Annotated in this window: 15 protein-coding genes; 10 read left to right on the top strand and 5 right to left on the bottom strand. The window is 62.3% G+C overall.

Annotated elements, in window-relative coordinates; all coding sequences use genetic code 11:
• Positions 1 to 134 precede the first annotated feature (134 nt).
• Entirely contained in the window at positions 135 to 1,016 is an 882-nt protein-coding gene (locus tag ACZ9IU_RS20150) for a 3-hydroxybutyryl-CoA dehydrogenase (protein ID WP_038546305.1), read from the top strand.
• Between the two features lie 329 nt (positions 1,017 to 1,345).
• Here the strand turns inward: ACZ9IU_RS20150 and tlpA are convergent, their stop codons facing one another.
• On the bottom strand, positions 1,346 to 2,014 hold the full coding sequence (gene tlpA, locus ACZ9IU_RS20155) for a thiol:disulfide interchange protein TlpA (RefSeq protein ID WP_038546307.1): 669 nt from the start codon (positions 2,012 to 2,014) through the stop codon (positions 1,346 to 1,348).
• Between the two features lie 23 nt (positions 2,015 to 2,037).
• Here tlpA and argH point away from each other — a divergent pair, with 23 nt between their 5' ends.
• The 4 genes from argH to ACZ9IU_RS20175 all read left to right on the top strand — a co-directional run bounded on the left by argH (position 2,038) and on the right by ACZ9IU_RS20175 (position 7,907).
• Positions 2,038 to 3,441 (top strand): argininosuccinate lyase, encoded by a 1,404-nt coding sequence (gene argH, locus ACZ9IU_RS20160; protein ID WP_038546309.1) that lies wholly within the window; start codon positions 2,038 to 2,040, stop codon positions 3,439 to 3,441.
• Positions 3,442 to 3,544: 103 nt separating this feature from the next.
• Positions 3,545 to 3,751, top strand: coding sequence for an LPS translocon maturation chaperone LptM (gene lptM, locus ACZ9IU_RS20165; RefSeq protein ID WP_038546311.1), 207 nt, complete (start codon positions 3,545 to 3,547; stop codon positions 3,749 to 3,751).
• A gap of 16 nt (positions 3,752 to 3,767) precedes the next feature.
• Positions 3,768 to 5,036 (top strand): diaminopimelate decarboxylase, encoded by a 1,269-nt coding sequence (lysA, locus tag ACZ9IU_RS20170; RefSeq protein WP_038546314.1) that lies wholly within the window; start codon positions 3,768 to 3,770, stop codon positions 5,034 to 5,036.
• 135 nt (positions 5,037 to 5,171) lie between these two features.
• Positions 5,172 to 7,907: a TIGR02302 family protein gene (locus ACZ9IU_RS20175; protein WP_038546318.1), complete on the top strand. Its 2,736-nt coding sequence runs from the start codon at positions 5,172 to 5,174 to the stop codon at positions 7,905 to 7,907.
• A gap of 23 nt (positions 7,908 to 7,930) precedes the next feature.
• Here the strand turns inward: ACZ9IU_RS20175 and ACZ9IU_RS20180 are convergent, their stop codons facing one another.
• The 3 genes from ACZ9IU_RS20180 to ACZ9IU_RS20190 all read right to left on the bottom strand — a co-directional run bounded on the left by ACZ9IU_RS20180 (position 7,931) and on the right by ACZ9IU_RS20190 (position 9,702).
• Positions 7,931 to 8,308: a response regulator gene (locus ACZ9IU_RS20180; protein WP_038546321.1), complete on the bottom strand. Its 378-nt coding sequence runs from the start codon at positions 8,306 to 8,308 to the stop codon at positions 7,931 to 7,933.
• Positions 8,309 to 8,437: 129 nt separating this feature from the next.
• Positions 8,438 to 8,980 (bottom strand): hypoxanthine phosphoribosyltransferase, encoded by a 543-nt coding sequence (hpt, locus tag ACZ9IU_RS20185; protein ID WP_038546323.1) that lies wholly within the window; start codon positions 8,978 to 8,980, stop codon positions 8,438 to 8,440.
• A 62-nt stretch (positions 8,981 to 9,042) separates the two neighbouring features.
• On the bottom strand, positions 9,043 to 9,702 hold the full coding sequence (locus tag ACZ9IU_RS20190) for a hypothetical protein (RefSeq protein WP_038546326.1): 660 nt from the start codon (positions 9,700 to 9,702) through the stop codon (positions 9,043 to 9,045).
• A gap of 207 nt (positions 9,703 to 9,909) precedes the next feature.
• On the opposite strand from ACZ9IU_RS20190, the gene ftsE reads away from it, so the two are divergent.
• The 4 genes from ftsE to ACZ9IU_RS20210 all read left to right on the top strand — a co-directional run bounded on the left by ftsE (position 9,910) and on the right by ACZ9IU_RS20210 (position 13,291).
• Positions 9,910 to 10,569, top strand: a complete 660-nt coding sequence (ftsE, locus tag ACZ9IU_RS20195; RefSeq protein ID WP_038546329.1) for a cell division ATP-binding protein FtsE — start codon at positions 9,910 to 9,912, stop codon at positions 10,567 to 10,569.
• On the top strand, positions 10,562 to 11,620 hold the full coding sequence (locus ACZ9IU_RS20200) for a cell division protein FtsX (protein WP_038546332.1): 1,059 nt from the start codon (positions 10,562 to 10,564) through the stop codon (positions 11,618 to 11,620). The genes ftsE and ACZ9IU_RS20200 overlap by 8 nt, the downstream gene beginning before the upstream one ends.
• 64 nt (positions 11,621 to 11,684) lie before the next feature.
• On the top strand, positions 11,685 to 12,416 hold the full coding sequence (locus ACZ9IU_RS20205; protein ID WP_038546335.1) for a YdcF family protein: 732 nt from the start codon (positions 11,685 to 11,687) through the stop codon (positions 12,414 to 12,416).
• Between the two features lie 83 nt (positions 12,417 to 12,499).
• A complete protein-coding gene (locus tag ACZ9IU_RS20210; RefSeq protein WP_038546338.1) occupies positions 12,500 to 13,291 on the top strand; it encodes a lysophospholipid acyltransferase family protein in 792 nt (263 codons plus the stop codon).
• Here the strand turns inward: ACZ9IU_RS20210 and ACZ9IU_RS20215 are convergent.
• A complete protein-coding gene (locus tag ACZ9IU_RS20215) occupies positions 13,276 to 13,812 on the bottom strand; it encodes a gamma-glutamylcyclotransferase (protein WP_038546342.1) in 537 nt (178 codons plus the stop codon). The genes ACZ9IU_RS20210 and ACZ9IU_RS20215 overlap by 16 nt on opposite strands.
• A gap of 66 nt (positions 13,813 to 13,878) precedes the next feature.
• On the opposite strand from ACZ9IU_RS20215, the gene ACZ9IU_RS20220 reads away from it, so the two are divergent.
• Positions 13,879 to 14,883 carry a DUF2125 domain-containing protein gene (locus ACZ9IU_RS20220; protein WP_038546345.1) on the top strand — a complete coding sequence of 335 codons (1,005 nt, stop codon included), beginning with the start codon at positions 13,879 to 13,881 and terminating at the stop codon, positions 14,881 to 14,883.
• Positions 14,884 to 14,889: the final 6 nt, after the last annotated feature.

Here is a 14,889-nt window from a genome sequence, read left to right on the forward strand (position 1 = left end):
TTCGCAAGCGCGAAAAATGCTGGCAAAACGACAAGCAGCAGAATAACAATCTGCCGGACTGCATACATGCAGTCCGGCATTTCTATGAAATAGGCGTACGCTTGAGATGGCGTAAACGCCCAGGGAGCGAAACCATGGGTTTGGTCATAAAAAGCATCGGCATCATCGGAGCAGGCCAGATGGGCTGCGGTATTGCGCATGTTTCGGCTCTCGCCGGATACAAGGTGCAGATGTACGATGTGTCCAAGGACCGGATCGAAGCAGCGCTCGCAACCATCAACGGCAATCTTGCCCGCCAGGTCTCCAACGGCAAACTCGGCGATGACGAGCGGAAAGCGGCCCTTGCGCTGATTTCCGGCTCTTCAGACCTCAATGATCTCGCGCCGATGGACCTGGTGATCGAGGCCGCGACGGAAGACGAAAGCGTCAAGCGCAAGATCTACGCGCAAGTCTGTCCGGTCCTCAAACCCGAAGCGCTGCTAGCAACCAACACCTCGTCGCTTTCCATTACCCGCCTCGCTTCCGCCACCGACCGTCCGGAGCGCTTCATGGGTATACATTTCATGAATCCGGTGCCGGTGATGAAGCTCGTGGAGCTAGTGCGCGGCATCGCCACCGACGAGCCGACCTTCCGTGCCGCCAAGGACTACGTCGTCGCGCTTGAAAAGACTGCGACGGTCGCCGAGGATTTTCCGGCCTTCATCGTCAACCGCATCCTGCTGCCGATGATCAACGAAGCGATCTATACGCTTTATGAAGGCGTCGGCTCAGTCGAGGCGATCGACACCGCCATGAAGCTTGGCGCCAATCATCCGATGGGCCCGCTGCAGCTCGCCGATTTCATCGGCCTCGATACCTGCCTGTCGATCATGCAGGTCCTGCACGACGGCCTGGCGGACAGCAAATACCGCCCCTGCCCGCTTCTGGTAAAATATGTCGAAGCCGGCTGGCTGGGCCGCAAAGCCGGCCGCGGATTCTACGATTATCGCGGCGAAATTCCGGTGCCGACGCGGTAGGCGATGCGAGCCATTGCCTTGTCAGGTATGCCATTCCGAACTATAGTGAGGGAGTGAGAGGCGAGCTTTCGCCCGCCCCTCTAGATCACCTCCGGAATAACACCCGCACGGTTACTTGCCAGTTCGTGCGGGTTTTCCGTATGGTGACCGTGATGCTAAATGGCCTGGACCACATAGATCACTCCTCCGGTTGAATGACGAGGCCCTCGCCGGGTCGAAGCGGCCTATCCTCTCCGAGGCTCATGGCAGTGCGCGTCTGCTTTCGTCATCACAACCAAAAGCAGAATAACGAAATACCTGTCGTCGTCCATCCGCGAAAATTGTCCGGGTTACAACCCCTTTGCCGCCGTGATCAGCGCCTTGGCATCCGGGCTGTCCCAGGCGGCCGGCCCGTTCATCGCCGAGATCAGGCAGCCCTTCTTGTCCATCACCAAGGTTACCGGCAGGCCGAAGGCGAGGCCTTCCTTCTTCAACGAATTGAAGACGCCCATCGAACTGTCGCGGTAATAACCGAGCGTATCGACGCCGTATTCGGCGAGGAAAGCCTTGGGCTTTTCGTCGCTGCCGGTATCGATATTGACCGCCACGACCTCGAAGTCCTTAGCCCCCATGCCCTTCTGCAGCGCATTCAGCGCCGGCATCTCTTCCCGGCACGGGCCGCACCAGGTGGCCCAGAGATTGAGCAACACGGTCTTGCCGGCGAAATCGGCGGTCTTGAGGTCCCGGCCGTCCGGCCCCTTGAAGGCGAGATCGAGCGGCCGCGGCGGTTGGGCGGCGACCATGGCGGCGACCTGGCCCTTGGAGAATTGCGAAACCGACTTCACCGTCTCGACAGCGCCCGCGCAGGCGCCGGAGGATTGGGCGGAGAGCCCGGTCTCGCCATTGCCAGACCCCACATTCGTCACGTATACCGCCACGGCACCGGCAAGTATTCCCGCAACGGCGGCAATCACGATCAATCTGGCGGACGGAAGGCCGAAAGGTCTTTTGGTCGTCATCAATTACTCCAGGACTAGACATCATGGCTGACGGCACGAAGGACGCAGTATCCTCCAACCAGATGTGGGGCGGACGCTTCGCTTCAGGGCCGGACGCGATCATGGAGGAGATAAATGCCTCGATCGGTTTCGACAAGAAGCTGTTCGCCCAGGATATCCGCGGCTCAATAGCGCATGCGACGATGCTCGCGGAAAAGGGCATTATTTCGGGCGAAGATAAAGACAAGATCGTCTCCGGCCTGAACACGATCATGTCAGAGATCGAAACCGGCAAGTTCGAATTTTCTAGGCAGCTCGAAGACATCCACATGAACATCGAGGCCCGGCTGGCAGTGCTGATCGGCCCCGCCGCCGGACGCCTGCACACCGCCCGCTCGCGCAACGACCAGGTGGCGCTCGACTTCCGCCTGTGGGTCAAGGAAGAGCTCGTCAAGACAGAAGCGATGCTGACCCGCCTGATAGCAGCCTTTCTCGACCGCGCCGAGGAACACGCCGATACGGTCATGCCCGGCTTCACCCATCTGCAGACCGCCCAGCCGGTCACCTTCGGCCATCACTGCATGGCCTATGTAGAAATGTTCGGCCGTGACCGCGCCCGCGTGCGCCACGCGATCGACCATCTCGACGAAAGCCCGATCGGCGCCGCCGCACTCGCCGGCACGCCCTATCCGATCGACCGCCACATGACGGCCAAGGCCCTCGGTTTTCGCGAGCCGACCCGCAATTCGATCGATACCGTGTCCGACCGCGATTTCGCGCTTGAATTTTTGTCGGTCGCCGCGATCTGCGCCGTTCACCTGTCGCGGCTGGCCGAAGAGATCGTCATCTGGTCGACGCCGCAATTCGGCTTCGTGCGCCTGTCGGACGCATTCTCGACCGGCTCATCAATCATGCCGCAGAAGAAGAACCCGGATGCCGCCGAGCTGGTGCGCGCCAAGACCGGCCGCATCAACGGCTCGCTGGTGGCGTTGCTGACCGTCATGAAGGGCCTGCCGCTCGCCTATTCCAAGGACATGCAGGAAGACAAGGAACAGGTCTTCGATTGCGCCGAGAACCTGGAACTGGCGATCGCCGCGATGACCGGCATGATGCGCGACATGACGATCCGTGCCGACAAGATGCGCGCCGCAGCCGGCGCCGGTTATTCGACTGCGACGGACCTTGCCGACTGGCTGGTGCGTGAAGTCGGCCTTCCCTTCCGCGACGCCCATCATGTGACCGGCCGCGCCGTGGCGCTTGCCGAAGAGAAGGGATGCGACCTCTCCGAACTGTCGCTGGAAGAACTGCAGTCGATCAATCCTGATATCACCGACAAGGTCTTCAACGTCCTCTCCGTTGATGCCTCGGTCGCCAGCCGCACCAGCTTCGGCGGAACCGCGCCCGCTGAAGTGCGCAAACAGATCGCCTGGTGGCGCGGTCGGAATTGACGTCAGCCGGAACGAACGCTGAGAAGTGATACCGGATAGTGACTGCACAAGCGCGCCGAACTTCGCTATGAAAGTTCCGCAGCCGTGCCGGAGAAGGAATAGAATGTCGAAGTCCCTGGTAAAAATCGCCCGCATCGCCTTTGTGCTGAGCCTCGCTGGCATCGTTGTCGTCGGCTGCGGCCGCAAGGGCAGCCTCGACCGCCCGAGCACGCCGGTGGAGCAGCAGAACATCCGCAAGAGCGGCAAACCGGATAAACAGAAAGCCGAGCCGGTTGCCAACCGGCCTTTCCTGCTCGACCCGCTCCTGTAATTTTCCGAGTTTTACCGTGAATCATTTTCATTATATCGAGGGCGTGCTGCACGCCGAGAACGTGCCGATCCCGGAAATCGCCAAGGTGGTCGGGACCCCCTTCTACGTCTATTCGACGGCCACCCTGGAACGTCACTACAAGGTTTTCGCCAAGGCGTTCTCCGATGTGGACGCGATGGTCTGTTATGCGATGAAGGCGAATTCCAACCAGGCGGTGCTGAAGACGCTCGGCCGGCTCGGCGCCGGCGTCGATGTCGTCTCCGGCGGAGAGCTGCGTCGCGCGCTTGCAGCCGGCATTCCGGCAAACCGCATCATGTTTTCCGGCGTCGGCAAGACGGTGCAGGAAATGGATCTGGCGCTGCAAGCCGGCATCTACTGTTTCAACGTCGAGTCCGAGCCTGAGCTGGAAGTCCTGAACCTGCGCGCCCTGAAAGCTGGAAAGCGGGCGCATGTCTCCTTCCGCATCAATCCGGATGTCGATGCAGGCACCCATGCCAAGATCTCGACCGGCAAGAAGGAAAACAAGTTCGGCATCGCTTACGAGCGCGCCCGCGCGGTTTACGCACACGCAGCGACGCTTGGCGGCATCGACATCACCGGCATCGACATGCATATCGGCAGCCAGATAACCGAACTGCAGCCCTTCGATCACGCTTTCCGGCTGTTGCGCGAACTGGTCGAGACGCTTCGCACCGACGGCCACCGCATCGACCACGTCGATATCGGCGGCGGCCTTGGCATTCCCTATCGCGAGGACAACAACCCTCCGCCGCTTCCCGATGCCTATGCGGAAACGGTGAAGCGCCAGCTGCGGTCGCTGGAGTGCAAGATCGTCACCGAGCCCGGCCGGCTGATCGTCGGCAATGCCGGCATCCTGGTCACCGAAGTCATCTACGTGAAGGACGGCGGCGAAAAGTCCTTCGTAATCGTCGACGGAGCGATGAACGACCTGATCCGTCCGACGCTCTATGACGCCTACCACATGATCCGTCCGGTCGTCGTGCCCGCCGCCGATGCGCCACGCATCAAGGGCGACGTCGTCGGTCCGGTCTGCGAAACCGGCGACTATCTGGCGCTTGACCGCGAGATGGCGGAACCCAAGCCCGGCGACCTGATCGCCGTCTCCTCAGCCGGCGCTTATGGCGCCGTGCAGGCAGGAACATACAACACCCGGCTGCTGGTGCCGGAGGTTCTGGTGAAGGGATCGGAGTTCCATGTGGTGCGGCCGCGCGGCAGCTACGAAGAACTCATCGGCCTCGACTCCGTGCCCGCATGGCTTGCGTGAACATTTAACGCGCCGTTCACTTTTACGGGAAAGCTTGGAAAATATGGGGGCGGATTGCCCCCTGCCCTCGTCTTCGCCACAAACATCGTTATCTTGGAAGCTTGATTTGCGCCGCCACGACTGGAGACGGATCGCATGAGCTTCATCCGCAAAGGTGCCTTCGAATTGCATCCCGTGCTTGCGCGTCGCGTCGCACTGAAACGGTCCTTCGCACGGATCGTGTTGTTTTTCGAACGGATTTTGCCGCTGCTGCTCGCGCCCCTCGGGATTGCGGCGCTTTTCCTGTCGGTGGCCTGGTTCGGGATTTTCCGGATCGCGCCGGACTGGGTGCGCTGGGTCTTGGTCGGCGGCTTCGCCTTTGCCTTCGTGTATGCTCTGCTGCCGTTAAGCCGCCTGCGTTGGCCGGCGGTGGCTGATGCCGACCGGCTTCTGGAAGTCCGCAACAACCTACCCCACCAGCCGGTCGGCGTGCAGGACGACCAGCCGGCTTTCGAAACGCCCTTCTCCCGTGCCCTGTGGAAAGAACATCAGATCCGCATGGCCGAGCGTATCGCAGCGCTCGATGCCGGCCTGCCGCAGCCCGATATCGCCCGGCACGACCGGTTCGCGCTGCGCGCCATTCCTGCTCTCGTCTTCGTCGTCGCGCTCGGTTATTCCTTCTCGAACGGTGGCGGTTCTCCCGCCGATGCCTTCCGACCCGCACCGCCGGCGCCGAGCATCAATCCGGACCTGCGCATCGACGCCTGGCTGACGCCGCCCTCCTATACCGGCCGTGCGCCGGTGTTCCTGACCGGCCGCGAGGCGACCACGACCGTCGCCGCCGTCTCCATTCCGCAGAATTCGGCCCTGACGGTGCGCGTCACCGGCGGCGAAGGCGGCGAGGCAGTCGTCTTCGCCCCGAAGGCTGGAGGGCGACCATCGACGCTGATCACCGAGGAAGCCAAGAAGGCAGCCGAGGACGCCGCGCAGCAGCAAAAGCAGGCCGCCGGTCAGCAGGGGCAGCAGACGGCCGGGCAGGCACCGGCCCCACAGACATCGGCTCAACCGGCCGCATCGCAACAGCAGCCTAACCAGCAGCGGCCGCCCCGCACCTATGCGCTTAACGTCGCCGAAAGCGGCAGCCTGACCGTGAACGGCCAGACCTGGGCCTTTGACGTGATCCCGGACCGGCCGCCGGAAATCGCTTTCGACGGCCAGCCGAAGCGTTCCGTCAACGGCGCACTGGAAATCGGCTACACCGGCAAGGACGACTACGGCATCCGCGAAGCTCACGCTCTGATCGAACCTGTCGACCAGCCGGCTCCGGGCGCAACCCCGCTTTATCCGCTACCGGACTACCGGCTCGACCTGCCGCGACAGAACAGCCGCGAGGTCAAGAGCCTGACGAGCCGCAGCCTGATCGAGCATCCGCTCGCCGGCAAACGCGTCAAGATTACCCTGATCGCCAAGGATGGCGCCGGCCAGACCGGCCGCAGCCCAACTCATGAGATGGTGCTGCCCTCGCGCGGCTTCTCCGAACCGCTGGCGGCCGCCGTCGCCGAAGAGCGCCAGGTCTTCGCGCTCGATACCCGCCAAATGCCCCGTGCCATCGAGCTCAACGAGGCGCTGGCGATCCGCCCCGACGAGACCATCCCCAACCTCAGCCATTTCCTGCTGATCAGGTCGGCGCTCGAGCGCATGAAGCTCGCCCGCAACGAGGAACAGCTGAAGGATACGGCCGAATATCTCTGGGAAATAGCGCTCGGCATCGAGGATGGCGACCTGTCGCAGGCCGAACGCCGCCTGCGCGACGCGCAGCGCAACCTTGCCGAAGCGCTGCAGAACAAGGCCTCCGACCAGGAGGTCGCCCGGCTGATGCAGGAACTGCGCGAGGCCATGCAGCAGTTCATGAACGAGCTTGCGCAGCGGATGCAGAACGCCCCGCACGCGCCCAACAACATGCAGTCCCAGAACGTCATCCGCCAGCGCGACCTGCAGAACATGATGGACCAGATCGAAAACCTCGCCCGGTCCGGCAATCGCGACGCCGCCCAGCAGATGCTCAACGAATTGCAGCGGATGATGAACAACCTGCAGGCCGGTCGGCCGCAGCGGGGCCAGCAGGGGCAGCAGCAACAGAATGGCCAGATGCGCCAGCAGATCGACAAGCTCGGCGAAATCATGCAGGAGCAGCAGCGTCTGATGGACCAGACCTTCAAGCTGGACCAGGCGCTCCGCGACCGCATGCAGCGCGGCGACCCGAGCGAGCGGCCGGGCCAGGAAGGTCAACAACAGCAGCAGCAGGGTCAACAGCAGCAAGGTCAACAGGGCCAACAGGGTCAGCAGAACACCGACCAGATGACCGCCGAGCAGCTGCGTGAAGCGCTGAAGAACCTCCGCGCCCAGCAGGAAGGCCTTGGCAAGAAGCTGGAAGAGCTGCAGCAGGCGCTGAAGGGCCTCGGCATGCAACCCGGCGAAGGGTTCGGCAAGGCGCAGAACGAGATGGGCAATGCCGGCAAGGCGCTGGGCGACGGCCAGGGCGAGCAGGCCGTGCAGGGCCAGGGCAACGCGCTCAATGCGCTTCGCCAAGGCGCCCAGAACATGATGCAGCAGATGATGCAGGCCATGCAGCAGCAGGGTCAGGGCCAAGGCCAGGATCGTGGCGGCCCGGGCGAAAACATGACCTCGCAAGGCGGTCAGAACGGCCGCGACCCGCTTGGGCGCCCGCGTGCCACGTCAGGTCCGGATTTCGGCGATCAGGTGAAGGTGCCGGATGAAATCGATGTCCAGCGCGCCCGCCAAATCCTCGAAGCGATCCGCGAGAAGCTCGGCAATGCGCTTTCCGGTGATGCGGAGCGGCAATACCTGGAACGGCTTCTGGATATTCGCTGACCTAAAGCCGGCCTAAAGATTTATCAGGCGGCGCGGGAGCTTGCGGCTGCCAGCGCCGAGGCGACGGCACGGCGGATATCGGGAAGCGCGAACGGCTTCTGCACCACATCGATCACCTTGGCCGCAAGATCGTCGGCACGCTCCCGCTGCTCGGCATAACCGGTCATCAGCAGGATCTTCAGGTCGGGGAATTTTGCGGAAGCCTGATGCACGAGTTCGATGCCGTCCATGACCGGCATGCGGATGTCGGAGAGCAGCAGATCGAAGGTTCCCTCGCTGAGCTTTTCGAGGCCTTCCGCGCCGTCACCCGCTTCATGGGTCTCATGACCATCGAGACGAAGCGCCCGCGCAACGAACATGCGAAGCGAATCTTCGTCCTCGGTAATCAGGATTTTTGCCATTGCGGTGATCGCTCCCGTGTTTTGTTTATGTGGGAGCAAATCAACAGAGTTTTCTTGTCGAGGAGTAAACGCCGGCCTATTGCGGGGCGACATGGTTAACATCTCGTCTCGCCAAGTCAGGCAAATCGGTCAGGCGTCTCCGGTCACGACACCGACGAAAGGCAGCTCGCGAAAGGCATAGGCGACATCCATGCCGTAACCGACGACGAAATAGTCCGGGCATTCGAAACCGACGTAATCCGCTTCCAGATCCTCCTGGCGCTTGACGCGTTTGTCGAGCAGCACGGCGACGGAAACATTACGGGCGCCGCGCTCATAGAGCATTTCCTTGGCGAATTTCAGCGTACGGCCGGATTCGAGGATATCGTCGATCAACAACACGTCGCGATCCTTCACGTCGCTGTCGATGTCCTTGACGATCCGCACCCCTTGCGAAACGGTTCCGGCGCCGTAGCTCGACAGCGTGACGAACTCGACTTCCGGCGCAAGACCCACATCATGCAGCGCCCGCAACAGATCGGCGGCGAAGATGAACGAGCCCTTGAGGATAGCAATGACCAGCAGGTCCTTGGTCGGACCGGTGGCGATCTGCGCCGCGATCGCATGGTTGCGCTCGGCGATCTGTTCGGCGGTGTAAAGCGGCTCAATGATTTTGCCGCGTACGACGGGCATGAGGTTCTCCTGCGTGTCCGTAAAAAACCGCGATACCACAATCCGCCGGGAAAGAGAAAGCTCTAGGCGCCGCGGTCCGCAAAGGAAAGCCGCAGATCGGGCAGTTTTCCACCGGGGTGGGGCACCCGCGCCGAAAAGCCTCGGCTCTGGCGGCCTTCGATGGATGAGGCCGGCGGCGAGATCAGCGTTGTCGCAATGAGTGTCTGGCCGGACATCAGATCGGCGCGGATCTGCGGCATCGCCCGGTTGTCGCCACTGCGGTTCTCGACGATGCCGTTGATCAAGAGCACGCGCATGCCATTGGCATCCTGCGGCGTCATCGTCACATGGGTGATATCGAGCGTCGGTCCGGCTCCTGCCGTCGCCGAACCGGCGAACAGGAACGTGAAGCCGCCCGCGAGGCTAAAAACGGCAACGAAGACGATGGCCACGACCGCCGAGAAGAAATCGGCGGAAAGACGCATCAGGCCACGCTCTATACGGGCGAGAACCCGTTCCGCGAACGACGCGGCAACGACCGTGGTTTCAGGTCGCCTGGTGCGATTGTCATTGTGCGAGCGCGGCGCCGGTCCTCGGCGGAAGGTCTCGCGAACCGGGACGAACTGGGCGTCGACCACCTCGCCGCGCCGCGGGTTTATCCGGGTCGTGCGCGCGGAAGGTTCCGGCGGCAGGATGTCCATCTGGATGACTGTTTTGCCCTGATGGCTGCTAAACGTGCTCATGGGGCCCTCTTCGGCCCGTTTTCCCCGTTGTTCGGGATCGCGGGCATTGAATCGAATCCTGCTCAGTCGTAAATTGAAATGGTTAACGCTTCGCAAATACGGCCTGAAATTAGCCCTTTTCCGCGCGTGATTTACCGTTCGTTTACCCGGGTCGTTAAGAGATAGACGGGCACCAGAGAGTCGAAAGAGCGAGGACTGGGTCATCCGTTGATTCATTTCGAAAATGTTGGTCTGCGCTATGGGATGGGTCCCGAGATCCTGCGGGATATGACCTTCGACATCCCCAAGCGCTCATTCCAGTTCCTCACGGGCCCATCGGGCGCTGGGAAGACCACCCTGTTGCGCCTGCTGTTCATGTCGCTGCACCCGACCCGCGGCATCATCCACATGTTCGGCCGCGACCTGTCGCAGATCCCCCGCGCCGAACTGCCGATGCTGCGCCGGCGGGTCGGCATCGTCTTCCAGGACTTTCGCCTGCTCGATCATCTGACCACCTATGAGAACGTCGCGTTGCCTTTGCGCGTGCGCGGCAAGGAGGAAAGCTCCTACCGCAACGACGTGATCGAGCTTCTGAAATGGGTCGGGCTCGGCGAGCGTATCAACGTGCTGCCGGCCGTTCTTTCGGGCGGCGAGAAGCAGCGTGCCGCGATCGCTCGCGCCCTGATGGACCAGCCCGAAATCCTGCTCGCCGACGAGCCGACCGGCAATGTCGACCCGCCGATGGCGCGCCGGCTCCTCAGTCTGTTCCTGGAACTCAACCGGCTCGGCACCGCCGTCGTCATCGCCACCCACGATCTGGCGCTGATGGACCAGTTGGATGCAAGGCGGATGATCCTCACCGAAGGGCGGCTCGACATCTATGAATGAGCTGAGCCGCCCGGAAGCGACGAAGAGCGCCCAATCGCCGAAGCCCGAAAGCGAGCGGCAGGCTCAACCTGCGGGCCAGAAGCAGGCGCGCCGCGTCGAGATGCGGGTGCGCCCGACGGCCCCGATCCTGCCGCCCTCCAACATCCAGGGCAATGCGCTGATGGTGGTGATCGCCATCATGGCCTTCCTCGCCTGCCTGACGCTTGGCGCGGTCAGCATGGTAAGGGCCACGGCGTCGAGCTGGCAGAGCCAGATTTCCCGCGAGATCACCATCCAGATCAAGCCCGATGACGGGCTCGACATGGATGCCGCTTTGAAGAAGGCCCGCGACCTGGCGCTCACCTTCGTCGGCACCCGCGAAGGCACGATCATGGACGAAAGCGCGACCGCAAGGCTTCTGGAGCCGTGGCTCGGCACCGGATTGAACTTCGACGACCTGCCTATACCGCGCCTTGTCATCGTCACCATTGACGAGCAGAACCCGCCAGATTTCGCCGGAATGCGCGATCTCCTGAAGACGGAAATCCCGCAGGCCTTCCTCGACGATCACCGCACCTGGGTGGATCGCCTGGTGTCGATGGCCCATACGACGGTGCTGATCGGCATGGGCGTCCTCATCCTCGTCTTCACGGCGATGATCCTGACGGTGATCTTTGCCACCCGCGGGGCGCTTTCCGGCAATCGCCATATCGTCGAGGTGCTGCATTTCGTCGGCGCCGAAAGCTCTTTCGTGGCCGGCGAATTCCAGAAACATTTCCTGAAGATCAGCATCAAGGGTTCCGCCGCCGGCGGTGCGCTCGCAGCCGCTATGTTCGCCATTGCCAACATGTGGCAGGCGAATTCGCTCGCGACGCCCGAAAGCGATCAGGCGAGCGCCCTGTTCGGTTCCTTCACGATAGGCGCCGGCGGTTATCTTGGCATCTTCGCCACGATGATCGTGATCGCGCTGCTGACGACGCTCACGGCCCGGTTCACGGTCATGCGCACCATCGACGAGATCGACCTGATCCGATCCGATCCATCGCGTTCCGACGGGTTATCAGCTTCTTGAATCGGTTGCCGTCCCTCTGTAGGTTGGCCCTGTTCTCGCCACGAATCTCCGGCTATGGACAATCATGACACCGGCTCCGACCACACCCGAAAATGAAGCGGATAGCCACCCGCGGCGGTGGCTCGGGAGAGTGTTTTCGCGCAACAGCCGGCTGCGATGGGCCGCCCGGCGCATCATCATGGCCTGCGTGCTCGGGCTGGCGCTGCTTTTCGGCGGGTTTTTGTGGTTTGCAAATGCGGTGACGTCACTGAAGGCGCCTGACGGCGTCAAGGCCGATGCGATCGTCGTATTGACCGGTGGCTATCTGCGCATCGAACAGGCGCTCGGACTTTTGCGGGATGGAGCCGGCCAGCGCCTGCTGATCTCGGGAGCGCATCCGTCCACCAGCCCGACCCAGATCCGCAAGGTCACGCAGGCCTCACCCGACCTCTTCGCCTGTTGCGTCGATATCGGCTACGATGCGATCGATACGATCGGCAATGCCAACGAAATCACCCGCTGGATCCACGACCACGGATACAGGTCAGTGCTGGTCGTCACCAACAATTATCACATGCTGCGCAGCCTGCACGAACTGCGGCGCGCCGACCCGGTTACCGAATTCATCCCCTATCCGGTGGTCAGTTCCGATCTCACCCGAAAAGCCTGGTTCGCCGAGCCGGACGTGTTGCGCACCATGCTTTCCGAATACGGCAAGGTCGTGCTCGCCACCTGTCGCGACTGGTTCGGCATCGAGCGCGGTACGGGACTGCGCAACGAAGACCCGCCGAAAACCGCCTCAAAGCCCGCGCCCTGACACTTTTCCCTCCGGATGACGAGCCGACGCTTTTTTCCCCGCCCGATCTCGTGTAGGCAACGCCTGTCCAAGAGGAAGCTTCCATGCTGCTGGTGCGTTCGGTTCTTTTCAACATCGCCTTCTACACAAACCTGATCGTCCGCATGATCGTGCTGAGCCCGATCTATTTCCTGATGCCGCGCAAGGCGGCCTACCGCATCCCCAAAGCCTGGGCCGCCTCCTGCAACTGGCTGATGGCAAAAATCGTCGGCGCCACCTTCGAGATCGAGGGGCTGGAAAACGTGCCCGAGGGCGGTTGCATCTTTGCCCCCAAGCATCAATCCGCCTGGGATACCGTCGCGCTGCTGCCCTGGCAGCGGGACCCGGTCTATATCCTCAAGCGTGAGCTGATGTGGATCCCGCTGTTCGGCTGGTACGCCGCCAAGCAGAAGATGATCCCGGTCAACCGCGGCGCCCGCGGCAAGGTGATGGTCGATGTTATGAACCGGACGAAGGAGGAGATGGCAAACAACCGCCAGCTCATCATCTATCCGGAAGGCACGCGCCGCCCGCCGGGCGCCGAGCCGCAATACCGCTACGGCATCGCCCGTATCTATCGCGACGTACAGGTGCCGGTCGTGCCGGTCGTCGCCCATTGGGGCCTGTTCTGGGGCCGCCGCAAACTCATCAAATATCCCGGCCATTTCAAGGTCCGCATCCTGCCGCCGATCACACCGGGCATGGATCCGGATGCTTTTTACGCCCATCTGGTCGAAACCCTGGAACGGGAAAGCGACAGGCTGCTGGTCGAAACCGTGGCCGCTAATCCGCACCTGCCGCTGCCGCCGTCAGCGGTGAAGCGGCTTGCGGAGCTGAAAGCTCAGACGGCGGCCTGAAATCCAGCCGTCACGGCCGCGCCAACGCCTTCCAGCCAGTGATCGCGGATACCCATATCTTTCAGATGGGCCAATGTGTTGAACACATAGGTATCGTTGGGGCCCGACTGGCCGGAGGAGACGCCGACGATCTCCGCCGCCTGTTCGATTTCCAGCGCGCCAGCATATTGGACATGGTGGCGATCGACGATATAGCCGACTGCCTTCACCTGCCGCCCGTCGCCGAGCGAGACGGGCAGAATCTTTTCCAGATAGACGTTCGTAACGAGTTCACGCCGGCGCAGATAATCGAGCACGTCCTCACGGTTCTCCTCGCTCACCCGGAAGGCGACGCCGCGGCATGAGCCGCCGCGGTCGAGACCGAGGACAAGTCCCGGACGATCCGGCGTGCCGCGATGCACGTAAGACCAGACGCAGAGGGAGCGGCGGAAGCCGAAAGTACGTGCGGGCAGTCTTTCCTCAAACGTAAAACCGGGATTCCACATCAGAGACCCGTAGCCAAACACCCAAAATTCGTCCATATCCCGCGCCACACCATTCCAATTGAAGCATCCCGCCCCAAGTTTTCAGCACCATTGGAGAACATCATGGCAGCGTCAAGCCGAACTGGCGTCAGCGGCAAATTGTGGCTACTCGCCTCCGGCGTGGTGCTGGTAATCGCGCTCTACACCGCCGGCTGGTTCTATGGCGCCTCGACGCTGAAGGAGCGGACGCTGGCCCTGCTCGGCAGCCAGGAAAGCCGCGGCATCTCAGCCGAATGCGCCGACGCGGACTATCGTGGCTATCCCTTCCGGATCGGCCTGTTCTGCTCGAAGGTCTCGGTCGACGACCGCACCAACGGCATTTCCGCCACGTTCGGCGCGCTGCGGTCCGCCGCCCAGGTTTACAATCCCGGCCATATCGTCTGGGAACTCGATTCACCGATCGAGATCCGCACCGGCCACGGGCTTTCGGTTTCGACCACCTGGGAAAATTTCCAGTCGAGCCTCATCACCCGGTTTCGCGGCGTGGAGCGCACCTCGACGGTGATCGAGAATGCGAAGACGAACATCCTATCGTCGGCAACCGGCCAGGCCTTCAATATCAGCGCCGGGCACACCGAAATCCATCTGCGCCAGAACGGCAACGACCTCGACGCGGCCATGACGCTGCAAAACACCGATGTGGTGATGAAAGACCTGCCGCAGCTTCTGCCCCGGTTTACGACCAATCTCGACCTGACCCTGACCGGCCGCGCCGGCATGATCGACGGAACCGATCCGAATGGAACCGCTCTCTACGGTACACAGGGCCAGATGCGCAGCCTTTCGGCCGATCTCGGCGACGGCAAGCTGATCACCGTTTCCGGTCCGTTTTCCTTCGATGAACAGGGTTATCTGTCTGGCAAGCTGAAGCTCCGGATCGAGCGGATCGATGCCTGGCGGGACAGCCTCAGCCAGGCCTTTCCGCAGATCGCGCCGACGCTGAAGAGCGCCGCCAACATGCTGTCCGCGCTCGGCCGCGGCAAGAGCGCGTCGCTCGACCTCACCATCAACCGCGGCAAGGTGTTCGCAGGCGGCTTCATCCAGATCGGCGAAATTCCGCCGATCTGACCCTGG

The organism is Mesorhizobium sp. USDA 4132, assembly GCF_056279545.1.